Below are 16,945 nucleotides of genomic sequence, written 5' to 3' on the forward strand. Positions count from 1 at the left end.
AGTGAAACCTTCCGCCGAACTGCTGGTGGTGGGGGTCGCTTCGCCGATACTCGTAGGTATCTACGAAAACAAAAAGCTGAGAGAAAGTTTCCGTAGCGAAGAGAAGATGTCAAAAGCGCTGCCGCCCATTCTCCACGATGTGCGCTACCGGTACGACCTTGAGGCACTCTATTACACAAAAGGCCCCGGAAGTTTCATGGCGATCAAGGTGGCTTATGTCATGCTCCAAACTTTCTCTACAGCCCTGAATATCCCCCTCTACGCCACGGACGCTTTCGCCTTCAACGACAACGCGCCGATCAAAGCGATCGGGACCAGTTGTTTTGTCAAAAAAGGGGGCGCCATCGTCATAGAGAAAGGGTGCCCAAAAACGGACAGCCGGTTCGTTTTGCCCGCCAGACTTGAGAGCGAAATGTTTTCGGACGAAACGGATCCGCTCTATATCCTGCCGGCGGTTTGACCGGAATCCGTCTCTAAGCAAAATTGCTATAAAATACCCCATTTCAATACCGATGCCTCGAGGAGATTTATTTGACAATCAGTGTGCCCGCCACCAGTGCCAATCTCGGACCAGGTTTCGACACGCTGGGACTCTCGTTGGCTCTTCGGAACAAGGTCCATATCCAGCCTTCCAGTTTTTTCAGTGTCTCCATCAAGGGTGAAGGGGCCAATAACCCCCGATTGAAGGGAAACAATCTCTTTATCAATATTTTCAACGACCACTATCGCCACCTCACCGGAAAGCAGGGAGTGTTCCGGTTCAAATTCTATAACAGAATACCGCTATCCAGGGGGCTGGGAAGCTCTTCTGCAGTGATCGTCAGCGCCATCGCATCGGCCTACAGTGCGGCGGGTGTCAATATCACAAAACGAAAACTCCTGAACCTGGCGCTCCATTACGAACACCATCCCGACAACATCACTCCCGCGGTGATGGGTGGATTCAATGTGGCGGTGGTGGAGAACAGGCGGGTCTACAGCCAGAAAAAAAGGATTCCCAACTATCTCAAAGCGGTTCTCGTCATTCCCGACAAGCCGATTTCGACCGCCCACTCCCGCACCACGCTTCCGCGAAGCTACCGGAAGGAGGATGCCATCTACAACCTGAGCCATGCTTCGCTGCTGACAGCCTGTTTTTTCAACGAGTCATGGGAGATGCTGCGCATCGCGGCACGGGACCGTTTTCACCAGATGGCACGGATGAAAAATCTGCCGGAGCTGTTCGAAGTGCAGAAAATCGCCATCGAACACAACGCTCTGATGAGCACGCTCTCCGGTAGCGGCTCCACCTTTTTCAACATGGTTTACAAAGAGGATGCGGAAGCGCTGCTTAAAAAATTCAAAGAGCGTTTCCCCACTTTCCGCAGTGCCGTCTGCGAATTCGATAACGACGGCGTTATCTTCGGCTAATTCGACAGGTTTCGGCCCAAAAAGCGGAAAAATCAGAATTATTTTGGTATAATTGCACGATTATGTCCGATCCGGTTAGAATGTGCATTCACTGCCGCGGCCGCTTCTTGCAGGCGCATCTTATACGGCTTCAGTGTCAAAACAATCAGATACGACCATTTCAGGGGTATGGAAGAAGCTTCTACCTATGCCACTCGTGTATCGATGACAAAAAGCTTGCCAAACGGCTCGCGAAGCATTGCGGGAACAAAGCCTATCTGACGGGAGATCCGGGCGAATATATCAGGGAGCTTCTGCATAACAGCAGCAGTACCGAAATTAAGGAGATGAGAACGAATGGATAAAGTACGCATCCATGAAATAGCAGCAGAGCTGGGAATCAAAAGCAAAGAAGTTGTGGAGATGGCCAAGGAGATGGGACTGGACGTCAAAGCACCTTCAAGCAGTGTCTCTCCGGAAGATGCGCAAAACCTTATGAGTTTTGTCATGACCGGAACGCTTCCCGCTTCAGCCGCCCCCAAGAAATCTCCGACATCCGAAAAAGAAGAGGTGAAGGCCAAGAAGCCAGAAAAGGCGGAAGCGAAAGCCGAAACTCCCGAAGAGGCGAAAAAACCGGAAAAGACCCCAGAAAAAAAACCCGCCGAAGAGGCCGAAGCGAAAACGGCCAAAAAGAAAAAGGCTGCAGAAGCGAAGCCGGCCGAAGCGATAAAAAAGACAGAAGAAAAAGAAGAGACAGCCCTTGCAGGCCAGGCGGTATCCGAAGAGGCCACGAAAAAAGAAACGGCGCCGACAGGCGAGAAGGAGTCGCTCGCCCAGGCATCCGTCAAGCGCCGCCGTGGAATATTCATTGTCAAGAAGAAGCGTCCGAAAGCGGAGCCGGTCACGGTCACGCCGACGATCAAAAAGAGCGAAATCGCCCAGGAGAACCGCATTATCGCCGCCGTTGACGAAACGGTTGCGGCGAAGAAGGCGAAAAAGAAGGCGAAAAAGGCGGCCCCCGCGCCTTCGGCGAAAGAGAGCGGTGTCAAACTCAATCTTCTTGAAGACAGGGATATCGGTGGCATCACAGTCGACTATACGACCGAAGAGGTGGTGCTTCCCGATTTCAGCGAAGAGCTTCGAAGCATGGAAGAACCGAAATCTCCGACGACACTCAAACCGGAACAGCCCCGGCCCAAACAGCCCGTCGGACGACGCGGACCGCAAAGCAGAGGAAAACGCAGCGTGAGCAGAACAACACCCAAAAAACGTCATCGACGAACGGAAAAAACGGAAACGGTACCGCAAATCGTCAAAATCCCCGAAGATTGCCGGGTCTACGAGTTCGCCGAAAAGGTGGGCAAGACGGCAGGGGATGTCATCAAAGTCCTCTTTTCGCTCGGCAAGATGGTAACCAAAAACGATTTCCTCGAAAAGGATGAGATCGAGATTCTCGCCGACGAGTTCGGTGTTCAGGTTGAAACAATCAATCCTCTCGACGAACTCGATTATGTCGCGGCCTACGACGCCGTCGAAGACGAATATCTTGAAGAGCGTCCGCCGGTCATCACGATCATGGGCCATGTCGATCACGGTAAAACGTCACTTCTGGACAAAATCCGCGAAACGAAAGTGGCCGAGAAAGAGGCGGGGGGCATTACCCAGCATGTGGGAGCCTACCAGGTCGAGAAAGACGGCAAGAAAATCACCTTCATCGACACACCGGGCCACGAGGCTTTTACCGAAATGCGAGCCCGCGGCGCCCAGGCGACCGATATCGTCATTATCGTCGTGGCGGCGGACGACGGAGTGAAACCCCAGACGATCGAGGCCCTCAACCACGCCAAGGCGGCGGACGTGCCGATTGTCATCGCGATCAACAAGATCGACAAGCCCGACGCCAATCCCGATATGGTCAAATCGCAGCTTGCGGAACTGGGCTATATGCCGGTCGACTGGGGCGGGGAGTATGAATTTGTGGAGGTATCCGCCAAAACGGGCCAGGGTATCGAAGACTTGCTGGATACGATACTGCTGCAGGCGGAAATCATGGAACTCAAGGCCAACCCCAAGCGCCTCGCCAAGGCGGTGGTGATCGAAAGCTCCCTCGAGAAGGGAAGGGGACCCGTCGCGACGGTCATCGTCAAAAACGGCACACTGCACGTGGGCGATCATGTTATCTGTGGGCGGACGTTCGGACGCGTCCGAACCATTCTGGATGATATGGGAAAACAGGTCAAAGAGCTTGGACCGAGCGACCCTGGTGTCGTCGTGGGTCTCAACGAGGTGCCCGATGCCGGAGAGATCATGGTCGCGATGGAGAGTGACAGACAGGTTCGCGAACTCGCCCAGAAACGTGCCGAGTACCTGCGCCAGAAAGAGCTCAGCAAATCGACCAAAGTTTCTCTGGACGAACTGAGTGCCCTGATCGCCGAGGGGCAGATCAAATCGCTTCCGGTGATCGTCAAGGCCGATGTGCAGGGATCTCTCGAAGCGATCAAGGGCAGCTTGGAGAAACTCAAGAACGAAGAGGTCAAAATCGATATCATCCACAGCGGGGTGGGCGGCATTACCGAAAGCGACGTGACGCTTGCCAATGCCGACCAGAACGCCGTGATTCTCGGTTTCAACGTCCGTCCGACGGCCGCCATCAAGAACAAGGCGAAACAGCTGGGGGTGGAGATAAGGACCTACTCGATCATCTACGACCTGATCGACGACGTCAAAGCGCTGCTCAGCGGCCTTATGAGCCCCGTCATCAGCGAAGAGGGAATCGGCCAGGCGGAAGTGCGCGAAACATTCAGTGTCGCCAAAGTGGGCACCATCGCCGGCTGTATCGTCACCGACGGTGTCATCCGCAGAAACGCCAAGGCGCGACTAATCCGCGACGGCGTGGTCATCTACGATACCCGCATCAGCTCGCTCAAGCGCTTCAAGGACGACGCGAAAGAGGTTGGCAAAGGGTACGAGTGCGGCCTGATGCTGGAGAATTTCAACGATATCAAAGTGGGTGACGTCATCCGAAGCCTATGAAGAGAAAGAGGAAAAAGCGACCCTATGACGCCCGAAGAGATCAAACGCAAACGCGCCGATTCGATTTTGCGCGAACTGATTCCCGAAGCGCTCTCACAGCTGGGTGACGAACGTCTGCGCGGGTTGACCGTGACCGAAGTGGTCTGCAGCCGCGGGCGCAGCGATGCCGATGTCTATCTCGACCCGACGGGATTGGACGAGAGTGAGCAGCGGGCGATTTTGAAACAGCTCAAAAAAGTGACACGGGGCCTGGAAGCCTACTGTCTCAAAGCAGAGGGGTGGTTCAAATCTCCGAAGTTCCATTTCAAGTTCGACAAGGAACTTGACCGGGTCAAGCGGATGGACGAACTCTTCGCGCAGATCGAGAAAGAGTTGAAATCATGAATGTCCGCGACGAGGTGAAAAAGGTCGTCGAAGCTCACGGCGCCAAACTCTACGACACGGAGATAGTGAATGAGGACGGCCATACGGTCTATCGTGTCTATATTTTGAAAGAGGGAGGCGTCGATCTTGATCTGTGCGCCGATATCAGCCGCGATCTCTCTCCGCTGCTCGATGTCTACCCTCCTGTCAGCGGCCAATATTATCTCGAAGTGAGCTCTCCGGGGGTCGAACGGACCCTAACAAAGCCGGAACACTTCGAAAAGTCGATCGGAGAAAACGTCTATTTGAAACTGAGTTCCGGCGACAAAGTGAAAGGGAAGCTGCTGGGGCTTGATGACGGAGAGGTGATTTTGGAAACAGAGCATGGCAAAGAGCGGTTTGCTTTGAGCGAAATCCGCAAAGCGCGCACCTACTATGAGTGGTAGAAGAGTCGATAGCTGTCGCAACGGGGCTTCCCACCCTTTTTGTGATGGTTGAATAGTGCGGCGGACTGTTTTTTCGGGGTGGTGAGTGGACGATCGTTTTTTTATGTCGCTTGCACTTCACGAGGCATGGAAGTATCAGCTGCTGACCTATCCCAACCCCGCTGTCGGTGCTGTCATAACGGATGGGCACGGTGCACTGCTAGCTGTCGCGGCCCACAGGGAAGCGGGCAAAGCGCATGCGGAGATCCTCGCGATCCGGGATGCCTACGGGCGTCTGACGGGTGATCGTGACCTTGCAGTGTGCGACGATGCCCTCGTTCTTCATGATGAACTCTCCAAACGTGCCGAAACTCTTTTCCGCGATGCCACACTATATGTTACGCTCGAACCCTGCAGCCACACCGGCAGGACACCGGCCTGTGCCGGCCTGATCGAACGTCTCGGTTTCAGGCGGGTCATTATCGGTGCGATGGATCCCAACCCCGAAGCGGCGGGAGGTGCGAAACGGCTGCAGAAGGCGGGCATCGATGTGGCCACGGGCGTGGAGAAAGAGGCGTGCGAAGCACTGCTGGAGCCGTTCGTGAAATGGCAGCGGGGCCGGTTCGTTTTTTTCAAACTGGCCCAGAGTCTCAACGGTGTGATCGACGGCGGAACCATCAGTTCGGAAGCTTCCCGCCGGTGGGTCCATGCCGTGCGCACGAAGATCGATCGGCTGGTTATCGGCGGCGGTACCGTCCGCATCGACAGGCCCATTCTCGACAGCCGTCTGGTCAAAGGCAAAGCCCCCGACGTGGCGATATTCACACGCCATCCTCAAAGCATAGACAGGACGATCCCTCTTTTCGACGTACCTGGCCGGCAGGTTTCATTTGGTAAGACCCTCCCTGAAAAAGGACTTGTCATGATCGAAGGGGGTCCCGGTGCCTTCGCCGCACTGAGAGATGAGATTGACTGGATGGTGCTGTTCATCGCCCCTTTCGTCAAAGAGGGGATGGGGTATAATGCCACCAGAGATTTTTGGCTGCTCCATCAGCGCCGAAGTGGAGATGACGCAATGCTTTGGCTCAAATCAAGGGATCAATGACCAACGACTTACGAGCAATAACGAGGTACTATGGAAACCAACGAAAAACAGGAAAAACAGGAAAAAATCGTCTCGATGTTCGACGAAATCGCGTCGACCTACGATGTCACCAATCGTATTCTCAGCATGGGAATCGACAAGTCGTGGCGCAAAAAGGCGTGCGACAAAACACTGCAGCTGCTTGAGCGTCACGAAGATTTGACGGTAGTGGATGTGGCGTGCGGCACCGGTGACATGCTGCAGTGGTGGCAAGACCGTGCCGAAGCGGCCGATGCAACGATTTCCGGTTTTATTGGCGTCGATCCGTCGGAGGGAATGCTGGAGGTTGCCAGAAAGAAGGTCGACTACGCCGATTTCATCGTGGCCAAGGCGCAGGAGATGCCCCTTGAAGAGAATACGGCCGATATTCTCTCCATCAGTTACGGTATCCGCAATGTCGTCGACCGTCAGGAGGCGATCGACGAGTTCTACCGCGTTCTCAAACCGGGCGGTATGGTGGTCATCCTTGAGTTCACGAAGCGGGAAGATCGCGGAGTGAAGGGGAAGATCGTCGATTTTTACATGCACAACATTCTTCCGACCCTGGGGGGACTGGTGAGCCGCAACTATGCCGCCTACAGGTATCTGCCCGACTCGATCGAAGGGTTTCTGACCACCGACATGCTCAAAAACGAGCTGGAGACCGCAGGCTTCACGATGCAGTACACCCAGGCCTTTTCCATGGGCATCTCGACACTTCTCATCGCCAAAAAATAGACGCGGTTCCATGCAGACGCTGACGGTATCGGAGATCAACGAACAGATCAAATCGCTGCTTGAATCGACATTCCTTCAGATACGGGTCGAGGGGGAGATCTCCCGTGTCACTTACCACAGCAGCGGCCATATCTATTTCACGATCAAGGACGCGAAGAGCGCGCTTTCATGCGTCATGTTCCGTTCCAACGCCCGGCATCTACGTTTTCGCCTCGAAGAGGGAGCACACGTAGTGCTGGGGGGATCCATTACGGTCTATGTGCCGCGCGGCAATTACCAAATGATGGTTCAGACGGCGGAACCCTACGGTGCCGGAGCTCTTTCGGTTGCCTTCGAGCAGCTCAAAAAACGTTTGGAAGAGGAGGGTCTTTTCGCCGTCGAGAGGAAAAAGCCGATTCCTAGAATCATCCGTCATATCGCCATCGTCACCTCCAAAACAGGCGCGGCGATCCAGGATATGATCCGGGTCGCAAAGAAGCGGTGGCCTCTGGTCAAAATCACGCTTGTCGATACACTGGTACAAGGGGGCGAAGCGGCCGAAGAGATCGCCCGCCACATCGCCTATGCCGATCGGCTCGGTGCGGACGTCATCGTCGTCGGTCGCGGCGGCGGAAGCCTGGAGGATCTTTGGGCCTTCAACGAAGAGGTTGTAGCGCGGGCCATCGCCGCCTGCGATACACCGGTCGTCTCGGCTGTCGGTCACGAGGTCGATACGCTGATATCCGATTTCGTGGCCGATATGCGCGCACCCACACCCAGCGCCGCGATGGAGCAGATTCTTCCCGATCGTACCGAAGTTTTGATGGCTCTTGACGAGATGATGGACAGAATGGGTGGAAGGATGCATCAGATTCTATCGCTCAAGAAGCAGCTTCTAACCCATATGCAGAGCCGGTTGGAGCAGTATGCGATCGGACGAAAAATCGAATTGCAGCTTGAGACGATACGCGAACTGAAGAACCGGATGCGGCAGCAGATGGCGCATCTTCTCGCACGGAAAAGGGATGAGGTGGTGCCGCTTGCCGTTCAGTTGCGGATGACGCAGCAGCATCTGCTTCAAAGCAGAGAGCAGCAGCTTCGCGCGCTGGAGGCACAGATGGCCGCACTCGATCCGCGTTCGAAGTTGCGCCCGGGATTTGTGCAGCTCGTCAAGGAAGATCGCGCCGTCACGCTTGAAAAACTCAAACCGAAAGATCGGGTGCGGCTTGAAGACGGTCGGCATGTTGCAGAGGCGACGATCGATTCGGTGCGTCCTGTTTCGTAACATTTCGCCCAAAATCTGTCGGAACTTCGACCGTTTCCTTTCGGAGGCCATCCTGTAACCAACTTTATGCTATAGTGTTGCATCCGTTTTATAAAATTTTTTGAATTTTTGAACGGAAGAGTTTTTTATTTGGAGAAGTAGAATGAATATCTACGTTGGCAACCTGTCTTACAGAATGGACGATGGTGAACTGAGAGAAGTTTTTGCACAGTATGGTGAAGTAAGCAGCGCGCGTATTATCAACGACAGAGAGACCGGCCGTTCCAAGGGTTTCGGTTTTGTCGAAATGCCTGACGACAATGCCGCCAATGAAGCGATCGAAGCCCTCAACGGCAAAGAGGTGGGCGGGCGCAACCTTCGCGTCAACGAAGCGCGACCCCGTGAACCCCGACAGCCCCGGAGTGACTTCAACCGATTTTAATCTTCAGGAAGCGGCCGGGCCGCTTCCTTTTTTTCCTCTTTTTTTCCACCCTCTTTTCATTTTTCCATGGGATTGGGTACAATGGTTCCCAAATGCCACAGGAGACTTATACGATGAAAAAAACCCGAATTCTGCTCTGCCTCTCAATCATGGCGAGCACGCTGCTTGTTGCTGCCACACCTGTTCCGCACGGGACGGCACTTCCTTCCAAGGTCCTCAAAACCCAAAGCGAAACGATCACGATGGAGGTGGAATCGGTGGATTATCCCGGCGGCACCGTCACTCTTCGCGGCCGCGGCTTCGAGCGTCGGACGATCCACGTGAACAAGAATCTGCACAACCTGCGCAAGATAGGACCGGGCGATTGGCTGATCATTACGACCCATGAAGAGGCTGTGGTAACGACGGCTACAGGCGGTGAGCCCTACACGGTGGAGTCGGAAGATATCGTAGCGGGCCCCAAGAGCAAAAAGCCTACACTCCGTTCGGTGGAGAGGACGATCCTGCAGGCGAAAATCGTCTCCATCGATCAGGCCCATCGTACCATGACGGTCGAAGGCCCAACCGGCAGGCGAAGAACGGTTCGCGTCAAAGAGGATGTGAAACATTTCGAGAATCTCAAACCGGGCGATACGGTCAAAGTCTCCATCACCCGGATAACCGATATCAAAGTCCGGCCGATGCAGTGATCAGCGAATAACCCATCCCCTCAATTGCGCGGCAAAGGTTCGGGCGGTCTGCTCGGTCAGGTTTTCGATGTACTCCTCCCACTTGCTTTTCTTTCTCCATCGGGCCTCTTTCACGCCGGCGAGGGTTTTTGTCACCTTTTTCGCATCTTCGACGGAACCGATCTGATCGATCAGACCGACACGCCGTGCCTTTTCGGCGATGAAGATTTTCGCATCGGCGAAGGTTTCGGGATGGTTGGGATCAAGATGTCTCGCCTTGGCCACATCGTTGACGAACATACGGTAGATGTCGAGGACGTGGGTTTCGATCTCTTTGCGCTCTTCGGGGGTCCACTCCCTGAAGGGAGTGCCCGCCTCTTTGTATCGTCCCGCTTTGACCACCTGGGGTTTGATGCCGATTTTGTCGATGAGCCCCTTGATATTCATCCCCTCCATGATTACGCCGATCGATCCGATGGTTGCGGCGGGATTGGCGACGATTCGGGTGGCCCATATCGAGGCGTAGTAGCTTCCGCTGGCCATGGTTCCCGCCGCATAGGCTACGATCGGTTTTTTCTCTCTGAGCCGCTTGATCGCGAGCGAGATCTCCACAGACGGTGCCACGGCACCCCCGGGAGAATCGACAAGAAAGAGGACCCCTTTGATATCTTCGTCGTCCGCGAGCGATTCGATCTCCCTGACGATCTTTTCGGTATTCATGATGGGACCGTAAAGACCGACGGTGGCGAGGTTGGGCGGTTTGACCGATTCGGTACTCGCCGGAGCAAGAATCAGCAGAAGGATCAGGATGAAAAGAAGCGACTTGAAATATTTCTGGATAAAATCAAGTGTCGCGGTGATGGGCAGAAAAAGCTTTTTGAAAAAATCAGACATGCTGTGTTCCTTGAATATAGAGTCGATCGATCTTTTCCGTATGCAGAACAAGCTGCGTTGCGACGGATTTTTCGTTATCCGGCGCATCGGGAAGCGAAACGGTGACAAGATCGGCGAAACAGCCGGGTTTGAGCCGTCCTACGGGCAGGTCCAGCGCGTCGGCGGCCCGTGAGGTGACGGCCCTGAGAAGATCGGCGGCGAAGAGGTTGAGAGGTGCCTGATGATGGAGCATGAGTGCCGCACGCATCTCGTCCCAGAGGCTCAGTGAACGGTTCGAACTCAATCCGTCGGTGCCCAGCAGCCACAGGATTTTCCTTTTTTTCACCCCCTCGATCGGCAGCCGACCGCATCCTAGCAGGCGGTTGGAGCGTGGGCAGTGGGTAATGGCATGGCCTGCTGAGGCAATGAGGTCAAACTCTCTCTCCCCGGCCTGCACGGCGTGCGTCAAAAGGGTTTTGCGTCCCTCCAGCAGATTCAGGAACGCTTCGGGGTGACAAAGAGGTGTGCTCTGTCCCAGATAACTTTCGAAAAAATACTTGAAGGGACCTCTGCCTTCCTGCAGCCACTCCTTCTCCGCAGGCGATTCCAGAAAATGGGCCGACAGCGGTTTTTGCGGGGTTTCGTGCAGAATCTTTTTTATCAGAACCGGATGTACCGAATAGGGGGCATGTAGGGCGACAGCCGGAATGAAACGGTCCGATGCCGCTTTTTCGCTCTCTTCGAGGCGCTGCATAAAATCGCTGTAGAGCGCATCGACGGCTGCCGGCTGGGACCCGATCGCTTCGTTGAAGAAGATGACCCGCTGGGGAGCCGCCCTGCAGGCGGTCAGCTCTTTTCCGTAACTGCTGACGGCTCCGAATGTCGTCGTGCCGGTCTCAAGCATCTCCTGGATCTGACGCCTGTAGCAAGCGGCGTGGCACGCGTCGATCAGTTCGTCCCGGTGGGCGATGACGCTTTGAAGCCATGTCATGAAGTCACCGTACTTCAGGTGGGTGGTGTTGGCGCCAAACTCGAGATGAACATGGGGATTGATCAGGCCGGGAAGCAGGACGCTTTTGTCGTCGAGGCGGAGTATTTCGGCATCGGGGTAGCGCGTTTCGAGGATTTCGAATGTCCCGATCTCCGCGATCTTTTCATCAAATGCAACCGCTGTGTCACGCTGTATGTTTTCACCATCAAAGAGCCATTTCGCAGCAATGATTTTCATAGCGGATCCATTTTTAGTGAAGATTATGGCAAAACAAGATAAAATCTTCCATTAAAATCCAAACTTGAAGGAAAAGATATGAAAATCATGGTGATTCAGGGACCGAACCTCAACATGCTCGGCGTCAGGGAGCAGAATATCTACGGCCCGATGAAACTGGAGCAGATTCATGAGCAGATGCGGGCATTCGCCCAGCAAAACGGCCTGGAGATCGAGTTTTTCCAGAGCAACCTCGAGGGAGAGATCGTCGACAAAATTCAGGAGTGCCTTGGAGATGCCGACGGGATCATCATCAATCCGGCAGCCTATACCCACACCTCCATCGCAATCCGTGACGCCCTGGCGGCCGTGGCGCTACCCGCCGTCGAAGTCCATATAACAAACATCTACACCCGTGAAGAGTTCAGGCACAAAAGTCTCATCGCGCCGGTGTGCGCCGGACAGATCAGCGGATTCGGCCCTTTCGGCTACCATCTTGCGATGGTGGCGATGACGCAGATTCTGAATGAAATCAAAGCGATGAAAGAGATGCAAAAACAGCAGCAGCAAAAGGCGTAATGTCGGCGATGAAAAATCGGGAAACGGAAATAGAGACAGAAAGAAAACAGACGCTTTTGCGTTCCGACGCGCTTGCGGCCACAGGATTATATATTCCATGACGAACTACATTCTGCGGGATGAAAACGCGATCTACTACGAATGCGGATACAGTAACGACAATGCGCTCTATCTTCATCTTGGCAGCGAAGCCTGGCTCATCACCGACAGCCGCTATACGGTGGAGGCGAAGGAGCAGGTGCGCGGCGCCGCCGTCGTGGAGACGGCCGATCTGCTGAAAGCGGCCAGGCAGCTGCTCAGAAGCCGCGGTGTAAAGCGGCTCGTTTTCGATCCCAAGGAGTGGAGCGTCCAGGCGATAGGGATGCTCGAAAGAAAACTTCCCCATCTGCATCTGTCGCCCCATCCCGATTTTTCGCATCTGAAACGTATGATAAAGAGCGAAGAGGAGATTGCCCTTCTAAAAAGAGCGGCAGAGCTGGGGCGGGAAGGGTTCGAAACCTTCGCCGCTTATCTCAACCTGCCCGGATCGCAGAGAAGTGAAAAACGGCTCCATTTCGAGATGAAGGCCGCCATGAGTCATTACGGCGAATACGATCTGAGTTTCGATCCGATCGTGGCGATCAATGCCAATGCCGCCAAACCCCACGCCCTGCCGACCGATGTCGTGATCAGGGAGGGGGATCTTCTACTGGTGGATGCCGGGCTCAAATACAGGCGCTACTGTTCTGATAGGACCCGAACCGCCTTCGTGAAGGAAGGATTCGATTTCGGCGATGAACAGAAATTCTCCTCCCCGACCATCCAGAAGGCGTACGATCTGGTTCGCAAGGCGCATGACACAGCTATCCGAAAGGCACGAAGCGGGATGACGGGTGCCCAGATCGACCGCTTGGCGCGTGAAGTGATCGAAAAAGGGGGGATGGGAAAATATTTCGTCCACTCGACGGGCCACGGGGTGGGTCTGGATATCCATGAAATGCCCTATATTTCGGCACGCGGAAAAACGATTGTGGAGGATGGAATGGTGTTTACGATCGAGCCGGGCCTCTACTTTCCCGGGAAATTCGGCATACGGATCGAAGATATGGTCGTGATGCGCAACGGCAGGGCGGAAATTCTGTGATTTTGCCGCTGAAGGAGGGAATGTCGCTGATGCGATCGAAGCGGTTTCCCTCCCGCTTCCCTTCCGTCGGCTTTGCCCACCGGGCACTGATTGGAATCGGGGGGAACCTGGGGGATGTCCGCCGGCGGTTCGACAAGGTGGTGGATTATCTTCGTCACGGGCGCCTGGTCAGGGTTTTGCAAACCTCTTTCATTCTGAAAAACCCTCCTTTCGGCTACAGGGAACAGCCCGACTTCTACAACGCCGTGCTCGAAGTGGAGACGGAACTTTCGCCCCATGGACTGCTGCGCTATCTGCTTTGGGTCGAAAAACGGTTCGGGAGGAAAAGAAGTTTCAAAAACGCCCCCAGGACGCTCGATTTGGATATAATATTTTATGATGGAATCAATCTGGAAACGAAGCGGCTGCAACTGCCCCATCCCCATTTTCATGAGCGAGAATCGGTGATGATTCCCCTGATGTTTCTGAAGGAAGTGCGAGTATGAAATTGATGACCTTTACGGCCCCTACGCCCGCCCAGGCCCTCAAAGCGGCACAAAAAGAGTGCGGAGAGGATGCCCTTGTCGTCAGTACCAAACAGATCAGAAAAAAAAGCCTGACGCAGCCGGCACTCTACGAGGTGGTGGTGGCGATCGAGGATGTTCCGAAAAAGGATCTGTCAAAAAAGAGCAAACCTGCCAAAAGAACCGTTGAAAAAAGCGGGGGCAAGGCGATGGAGAACCCCGAAGAAGTGCTCGTCAATATTTCGGAGGCGGCGCGGCAAATTTCACAAATCGCCAATGTTACAAGGCCGGAGGCAAACCGAAAAGCGAAATTCGAGGTCAAAGAGGAACCGCTCAGCACCGCCGATACCAAAAAGGAGATGGAGGAGCTCAAAGCGATCAAAGGCGAACTTCTCAAGCTCGCCGACAAGGTCAAGCTGATCCAGAATATGGTTTGGGAAGAAAAGAAACCGCTTTCGGGCGCCATTCCCCCGGAGTTCGCCGAAATCTACCGCATCGCCAAAACGAGCGGGATGGATGGAATGCATCTGGACGAGATCATGCGTCTGACGCTGGAGCATATGCCGCTGCAGATGCGCACATCGTCCGACACGGTCCGGCGTTATTTCCGGACCCTCCTGCGAAAAATGGTACCGATCCGACTGGAGCAGGACCTGGTCCCGCCCCAGAAAAAGATCATGATGCTGGTGGGACCCACAGGTGTGGGAAAAACGACGACACTGGCGAAACTGGCGGCCCGGTACGCCTACTTGATGGAGAAGAAGTACAAAGTGGGCATCATCACCCTCGACACCTACCGTATCGGGGCGGTGGAGCAGCTGATGCAGTATGCGAAAATGATGCGCATCGGGATCGAAGCGGTTGTCGATCCGCCGGAGTTTCTCACGGCGCTTCAGACCCTTCAGCACATGGATATCATCCTGATCGACACAGTCGGAAGCAGCCAGTACGACAAGGAGAAGATCGACAAGCTGCAGCAGTTCCTCGCCTCCAACAATGACGTGGGAATCGATGTGAATCTGGTGCTTGGCGCACCGACGAAGCTGGAGGATCTGCGCACGATCTACCGGAACTTCTCTCCTCTTGGCATCGATACATTGATCTTCACGAAACTGGACGAGACGAGCGGATTCGGCAATATCTTCTCCCTCGTGTACGAGACGGAAAAACCGGTCAGCTATCTTTCTGTGGGTCAGGAAGTGCCCGATGACCTGATGTGTGCCGACAGCGACTATCTTGTGGAGTGCCTGATGGAGGGCGAAGCGAAAAAGGGTGAAGCATGAGTACCCAGGCAAAAGGGCTTCAGGCGCTGGTGGATACGAGGCAGCCTTCCGGCGGTTCGACACAGGTTGTCGCGATTACGAGCGGCAAGGGCGGTGTGGGCAAAAGCACGCTGAGTGCCAACATTGCCTACGTATTGGCGAAGCGTGGCTACAAGGTGGGTATCATGGATGCCGATATCGGCCTCGCGAATCTCGATGTGATGTTCAACGTGCGGGCGGAGAAGAATATTCTTCACGTCCTAAAGGGGGAAGCCACGTTCGAAGAGATTATCGTGCCGTTGGAGGAGAATCTCTGGCTCATTCCCGGAGAGAGCGGTGACGAGATTCTCAAATTTTCCGATGCGACGATCGTGAGTCGTTTCATCGACGAGGCACAGATGCTGGAGAATCTCGATTTTCTGATTATCGATACCGGTGCGGGCATCGGGGATACGATCCAGATGTTCATCGAAGCGGCCGACGATGTCGTCGTCGTGACCGTACCCGACCCTGCCGCCATCACCGACGCCTACGCGATGGTCAAAGTGGTCAGCAAGATCAGACGCCGGATCAAGATGGTTGTCAATCAGGTGAAAAACGTCAAAGAGGGAGAGAAGATTTTCGATACGATCCAGAAGGTCGCCGCCGGCAATATCGGGGATGAACTCGAGCTCGAACTGCTCGGGACGGTCCGCAGCGACGCCTACGTGGCCCGCAGTGTCAAACAGCGGGTACTGGTCTGCAAAGAGCTTGCCAATATCGGGCCGGCAGGGGATATAGAAGCCGTAGCCATGCATCTTGGCGACAAAAAGGAACAAAAAATGCTTGAAGGCCAGAAAGCGAGCGGTATCGGAACCTTTTTCAGGAGACTGCTGGGACAATTTTAAGGATTTGAACAGGGACGATGTTTCTTCCGGGAGCGGTCCGTGTTTGGTATAATTTCGAGGATTATGAATGCGAGAAGAGAATTTCATCGCTTTTTGGCTGGTATTCGGTTTTTTTATCGGATTGATGGTCGGTTTTTTTACCCAAAACGATCCGTTCGACATCCTTTCGCTTGTCATGCTGGTAACACTTTTTTTCTACCTGATGGCCCATATCAGCGTCGCACTCTATATCCGGTTCATGGAATTCGGAAAAGTACATTTCGAGAAAGAGGCTTATGAAAAGAAACTTGACTATTTCTACAACCAGCTTCTGCAGCGGGAAGCGGAATTTGACCCGAGCCACGGTTATTTTGCCAAAGACGAACATCGTATGACGAAAGCAAGAAAAGAGGGCAGAAAAGCATGAGGGTGAAAGGATACGACGACCAGATTCGCCATTATCAAGACGAACTCGCGGTGCAGTATCTTCCCGCTGTCAAGGCGATGGCATACCGCCTGAAAGAGCGGTTGCCGCGATCGATCGAATTCGACGATCTGGTCAGCATCGGTGCAGAGGAGCTGATCAAACTGGCACGCCGATACGACAAGAACCAGAACGACTCTTTCTGGGGATACGGAAAAACACGGGTGTACGGGGCGATGCTCGACTATCTACGCTCACTTGACATCGTCAGCCGGGCCAACCGCAAGCTGATCAAAATGATCGATGAAATCATTTCGCAGTACATGGACGAGCACGGCGTGGAGCCGGAAAATAGCTACATCGCCGCCATTTTGAACGAAGACGAACAGAAAATCAAGGAGGCGCGGCGGGTGGCGGCCATCTACAATGTCCTCCCCCTCGATGATCAGCTCGAGAGCGAACAGAAGGATACTTTCTCCCGGATTGAACAGGAGGAGCTGATCGAAAAGATCATGGAAGTACTCGAAACGATGCCCAAACGGGATCAGATGATCATGCAGATGTACTATTTCGAGGAGCTGACCTACAAAGAGATTTCGGAGATTCTCGATATCACGCCATCGAGAATTTCCCAGGTACACAAACGGGTCATAACCAAAATCAGAGAGAGTATAGGATAGCGCC

At 54.2% G+C, this 16,945-nt stretch carries 18 protein-coding genes and 1 pseudogene; 17 read left to right on the forward strand and 2 right to left on the reverse strand.

Annotated features, from left to right (window positions below):
* The first annotated feature begins 1 nt into the window (after window position 1).
* From JMG82_RS09885 to JMG82_RS09935, 10 genes and pseudogenes are all read left to right on the forward strand, one after another.
* Entirely contained in the window at window positions 2-460 is a 459-nt protein-coding gene (locus JMG82_RS09885) for a hypothetical protein (RefSeq protein ID WP_201352572.1), read from the forward strand.
* A gap of 71 nt (window positions 461-531) precedes the next feature.
* On the forward strand, window positions 532-1,410 hold the full coding sequence (gene thrB / locus JMG82_RS09890; RefSeq protein ID WP_201352573.1) for a homoserine kinase: 879 nt from the start codon (window positions 532-534) through the stop codon (window positions 1,408-1,410).
* Window positions 1,411-1,746: 336 nt separating this feature from the next.
* Window positions 1,747-4,450 (forward strand): annotated as a pseudogene (gene infB / locus JMG82_RS09900) (translation initiation factor IF-2).
* Entirely contained in the window at window positions 4,447-4,806 is a 360-nt protein-coding gene (gene rbfA / locus JMG82_RS09905) for a 30S ribosome-binding factor RbfA (protein WP_201352576.1), read from the forward strand. The pseudogene infB and the gene rbfA overlap by 4 nt, the downstream one beginning before the upstream one ends.
* Window positions 4,803-5,231, forward strand: a complete 429-nt coding sequence (locus tag JMG82_RS09910) for an LSm family protein (protein ID WP_201352577.1) — start codon at window positions 4,803-4,805, stop codon at window positions 5,229-5,231. Before rbfA ends, JMG82_RS09910 begins: the two co-directional genes overlap by 4 nt.
* Window positions 5,232-5,334: 103 nt before the next feature.
* Entirely contained in the window at window positions 5,335-6,315 is a 981-nt protein-coding gene (ribD, locus tag JMG82_RS09915) for a bifunctional diaminohydroxyphosphoribosylaminopyrimidine deaminase/5-amino-6-(5-phosphoribosylamino)uracil reductase RibD (RefSeq protein ID WP_201352578.1), read from the forward strand.
* Window positions 6,316-6,345: 30 nt separating this feature from the next.
* Complete coding sequence (gene ubiE / locus JMG82_RS09920) at window positions 6,346-7,071, forward strand: bifunctional demethylmenaquinone methyltransferase/2-methoxy-6-polyprenyl-1,4-benzoquinol methylase UbiE (protein WP_201352579.1); 726 nt, start codon at window positions 6,346-6,348, stop codon at window positions 7,069-7,071.
* Between the two features lie 10 nt (window positions 7,072-7,081).
* Window positions 7,082-8,335 carry an exodeoxyribonuclease VII large subunit gene (gene xseA / locus JMG82_RS09925; RefSeq protein WP_201352580.1) on the forward strand — a complete coding sequence of 418 codons (1,254 nt, stop codon included), beginning with the start codon at window positions 7,082-7,084 and terminating at the stop codon, window positions 8,333-8,335.
* 142 nt (window positions 8,336-8,477) lie between these two features.
* Complete coding sequence (rbp, locus tag JMG82_RS09930; protein WP_201352581.1) at window positions 8,478-8,756, forward strand: RNA-binding regulator; 279 nt, start codon at window positions 8,478-8,480, stop codon at window positions 8,754-8,756.
* A gap of 113 nt (window positions 8,757-8,869) precedes the next feature.
* Window positions 8,870-9,445, forward strand: a complete 576-nt coding sequence (locus JMG82_RS09935; protein WP_201352582.1) for a hypothetical protein — start codon at window positions 8,870-8,872, stop codon at window positions 9,443-9,445.
* Here the strand turns inward: JMG82_RS09935 and sppA are convergent, their stop codons facing one another.
* Together sppA and mqnF are read right to left on the reverse strand one after the other, a co-directional pair.
* Window positions 9,446-10,318 (reverse strand): signal peptide peptidase SppA, encoded by an 873-nt coding sequence (sppA, locus tag JMG82_RS09940; RefSeq protein WP_201352583.1) that lies wholly within the window; start codon window positions 10,316-10,318, stop codon window positions 9,446-9,448. It lies immediately after the preceding gene.
* Window positions 10,311-11,525, reverse strand: a complete 1,215-nt coding sequence (gene mqnF, locus JMG82_RS09945) for an aminofutalosine deaminase family hydrolase (RefSeq protein ID WP_201352584.1) — start codon at window positions 11,523-11,525, stop codon at window positions 10,311-10,313. Before mqnF ends, sppA begins: the two co-directional genes overlap by 8 nt.
* A gap of 78 nt (window positions 11,526-11,603) precedes the next feature.
* On the opposite strand from mqnF, the gene aroQ reads away from it, so the two are divergent.
* From aroQ to JMG82_RS09980, 7 genes are all read left to right on the forward strand, one after another.
* Window positions 11,604-12,083, forward strand: coding sequence for a type II 3-dehydroquinate dehydratase (aroQ, locus tag JMG82_RS09950; RefSeq protein WP_201352585.1), 480 nt, complete (start codon window positions 11,604-11,606; stop codon window positions 12,081-12,083).
* A gap of 97 nt (window positions 12,084-12,180) precedes the next feature.
* Window positions 12,181-13,206 (forward strand): M24 family metallopeptidase, encoded by a 1,026-nt coding sequence (locus JMG82_RS09955; RefSeq protein ID WP_201352586.1) that lies wholly within the window; start codon window positions 12,181-12,183, stop codon window positions 13,204-13,206.
* A gap of 20 nt (window positions 13,207-13,226) precedes the next feature.
* Window positions 13,227-13,691 carry a 2-amino-4-hydroxy-6-hydroxymethyldihydropteridine diphosphokinase gene (gene folK, locus JMG82_RS09960; protein ID WP_201352587.1) on the forward strand — a complete coding sequence of 155 codons (465 nt, stop codon included), beginning with the start codon at window positions 13,227-13,229 and terminating at the stop codon, window positions 13,689-13,691.
* Complete coding sequence (flhF, locus tag JMG82_RS09965) at window positions 13,688-14,992, forward strand: flagellar biosynthesis GTPase FlhF (RefSeq protein ID WP_201352588.1); 1,305 nt, start codon at window positions 13,688-13,690, stop codon at window positions 14,990-14,992. Before folK ends, flhF begins: the two co-directional genes overlap by 4 nt.
* Window positions 14,989-15,858 carry a P-loop NTPase gene (locus tag JMG82_RS09970; RefSeq protein ID WP_201352589.1) on the forward strand — a complete coding sequence of 290 codons (870 nt, stop codon included), beginning with the start codon at window positions 14,989-14,991 and terminating at the stop codon, window positions 15,856-15,858. The genes flhF and JMG82_RS09970 overlap by 4 nt, the downstream gene beginning before the upstream one ends.
* Window positions 15,859-15,925: 67 nt before the next feature.
* Window positions 15,926-16,264 (forward strand): hypothetical protein, encoded by a 339-nt coding sequence (locus JMG82_RS09975; protein ID WP_201352590.1) that lies wholly within the window; start codon window positions 15,926-15,928, stop codon window positions 16,262-16,264.
* The gene (locus tag JMG82_RS09980; protein ID WP_201352591.1) at window positions 16,261-16,941 is read left to right on the forward strand and encodes an RNA polymerase sigma factor FliA; all 681 of its coding nucleotides are present in this window, start codon (window positions 16,261-16,263) and stop codon (window positions 16,939-16,941) included. The genes JMG82_RS09975 and JMG82_RS09980 overlap by 4 nt, the downstream gene beginning before the upstream one ends.
* Window positions 16,942-16,945: the final 4 nt, after the last annotated feature.

It is taken from the genome of Hydrogenimonas urashimensis, assembly GCF_016593255.1.
Classification (GTDB): domain Bacteria; phylum Campylobacterota; class Campylobacteria; order Campylobacterales; family Hydrogenimonadaceae; genus Hydrogenimonas; species Hydrogenimonas urashimensis.

What these genes read in the sequence shown, in the direction of transcription:
- rbfA (WP_201352576.1), top strand. Translation starts at nt 4,447, where the DNA reads ATGACGCCCGAAGAGATCAAACGCAAACGCGCCGATTCGATTTTGCGC.
- JMG82_RS09910 (WP_201352577.1), top strand. Translation starts at nt 4,803, where the DNA reads ATGAATGTCCGCGACGAGGTGAAAAAGGTCGTCGAAGCTCACGGCGCC.
- ribD (WP_201352578.1), top strand. Translation starts at nt 5,335, where the DNA reads ATGTCGCTTGCACTTCACGAGGCATGGAAGTATCAGCTGCTGACCTAT.
- ubiE (WP_201352579.1), top strand. Translation starts at nt 6,346, where the DNA reads ATGGAAACCAACGAAAAACAGGAAAAACAGGAAAAAATCGTCTCGATG.
- xseA (WP_201352580.1), top strand. Translation starts at nt 7,082, where the DNA reads ATGCAGACGCTGACGGTATCGGAGATCAACGAACAGATCAAATCGCTG.
- rbp (WP_201352581.1), top strand. Translation starts at nt 8,478, where the DNA reads ATGAATATCTACGTTGGCAACCTGTCTTACAGAATGGACGATGGTGAA.
- JMG82_RS09935 (WP_201352582.1), top strand. Translation starts at nt 8,870, where the DNA reads ATGAAAAAAACCCGAATTCTGCTCTGCCTCTCAATCATGGCGAGCACG.
- sppA (WP_201352583.1), bottom strand. Translation starts at nt 10,318, where the DNA reads ATGTCTGATTTTTTCAAAAAGCTTTTTCTGCCCATCACCGCGACACTT.
- mqnF (WP_201352584.1), bottom strand. Translation starts at nt 11,525, where the DNA reads ATGAAAATCATTGCTGCGAAATGGCTCTTTGATGGTGAAAACATACAG.
- aroQ (WP_201352585.1), top strand. Translation starts at nt 11,604, where the DNA reads ATGAAAATCATGGTGATTCAGGGACCGAACCTCAACATGCTCGGCGTC.
- JMG82_RS09955 (WP_201352586.1), top strand. Translation starts at nt 12,181, where the DNA reads ATGACGAACTACATTCTGCGGGATGAAAACGCGATCTACTACGAATGC.
- folK (WP_201352587.1), top strand. Translation starts at nt 13,227, where the DNA reads ATGTCGCTGATGCGATCGAAGCGGTTTCCCTCCCGCTTCCCTTCCGTC.
- flhF (WP_201352588.1), top strand. Translation starts at nt 13,688, where the DNA reads ATGAAATTGATGACCTTTACGGCCCCTACGCCCGCCCAGGCCCTCAAA.
- JMG82_RS09970 (WP_201352589.1), top strand. Translation starts at nt 14,989, where the DNA reads ATGAGTACCCAGGCAAAAGGGCTTCAGGCGCTGGTGGATACGAGGCAG.
- JMG82_RS09975 (WP_201352590.1), top strand. Translation starts at nt 15,926, where the DNA reads ATGCGAGAAGAGAATTTCATCGCTTTTTGGCTGGTATTCGGTTTTTTT.
- JMG82_RS09980 (WP_201352591.1), top strand. Translation starts at nt 16,261, where the DNA reads ATGAGGGTGAAAGGATACGACGACCAGATTCGCCATTATCAAGACGAA.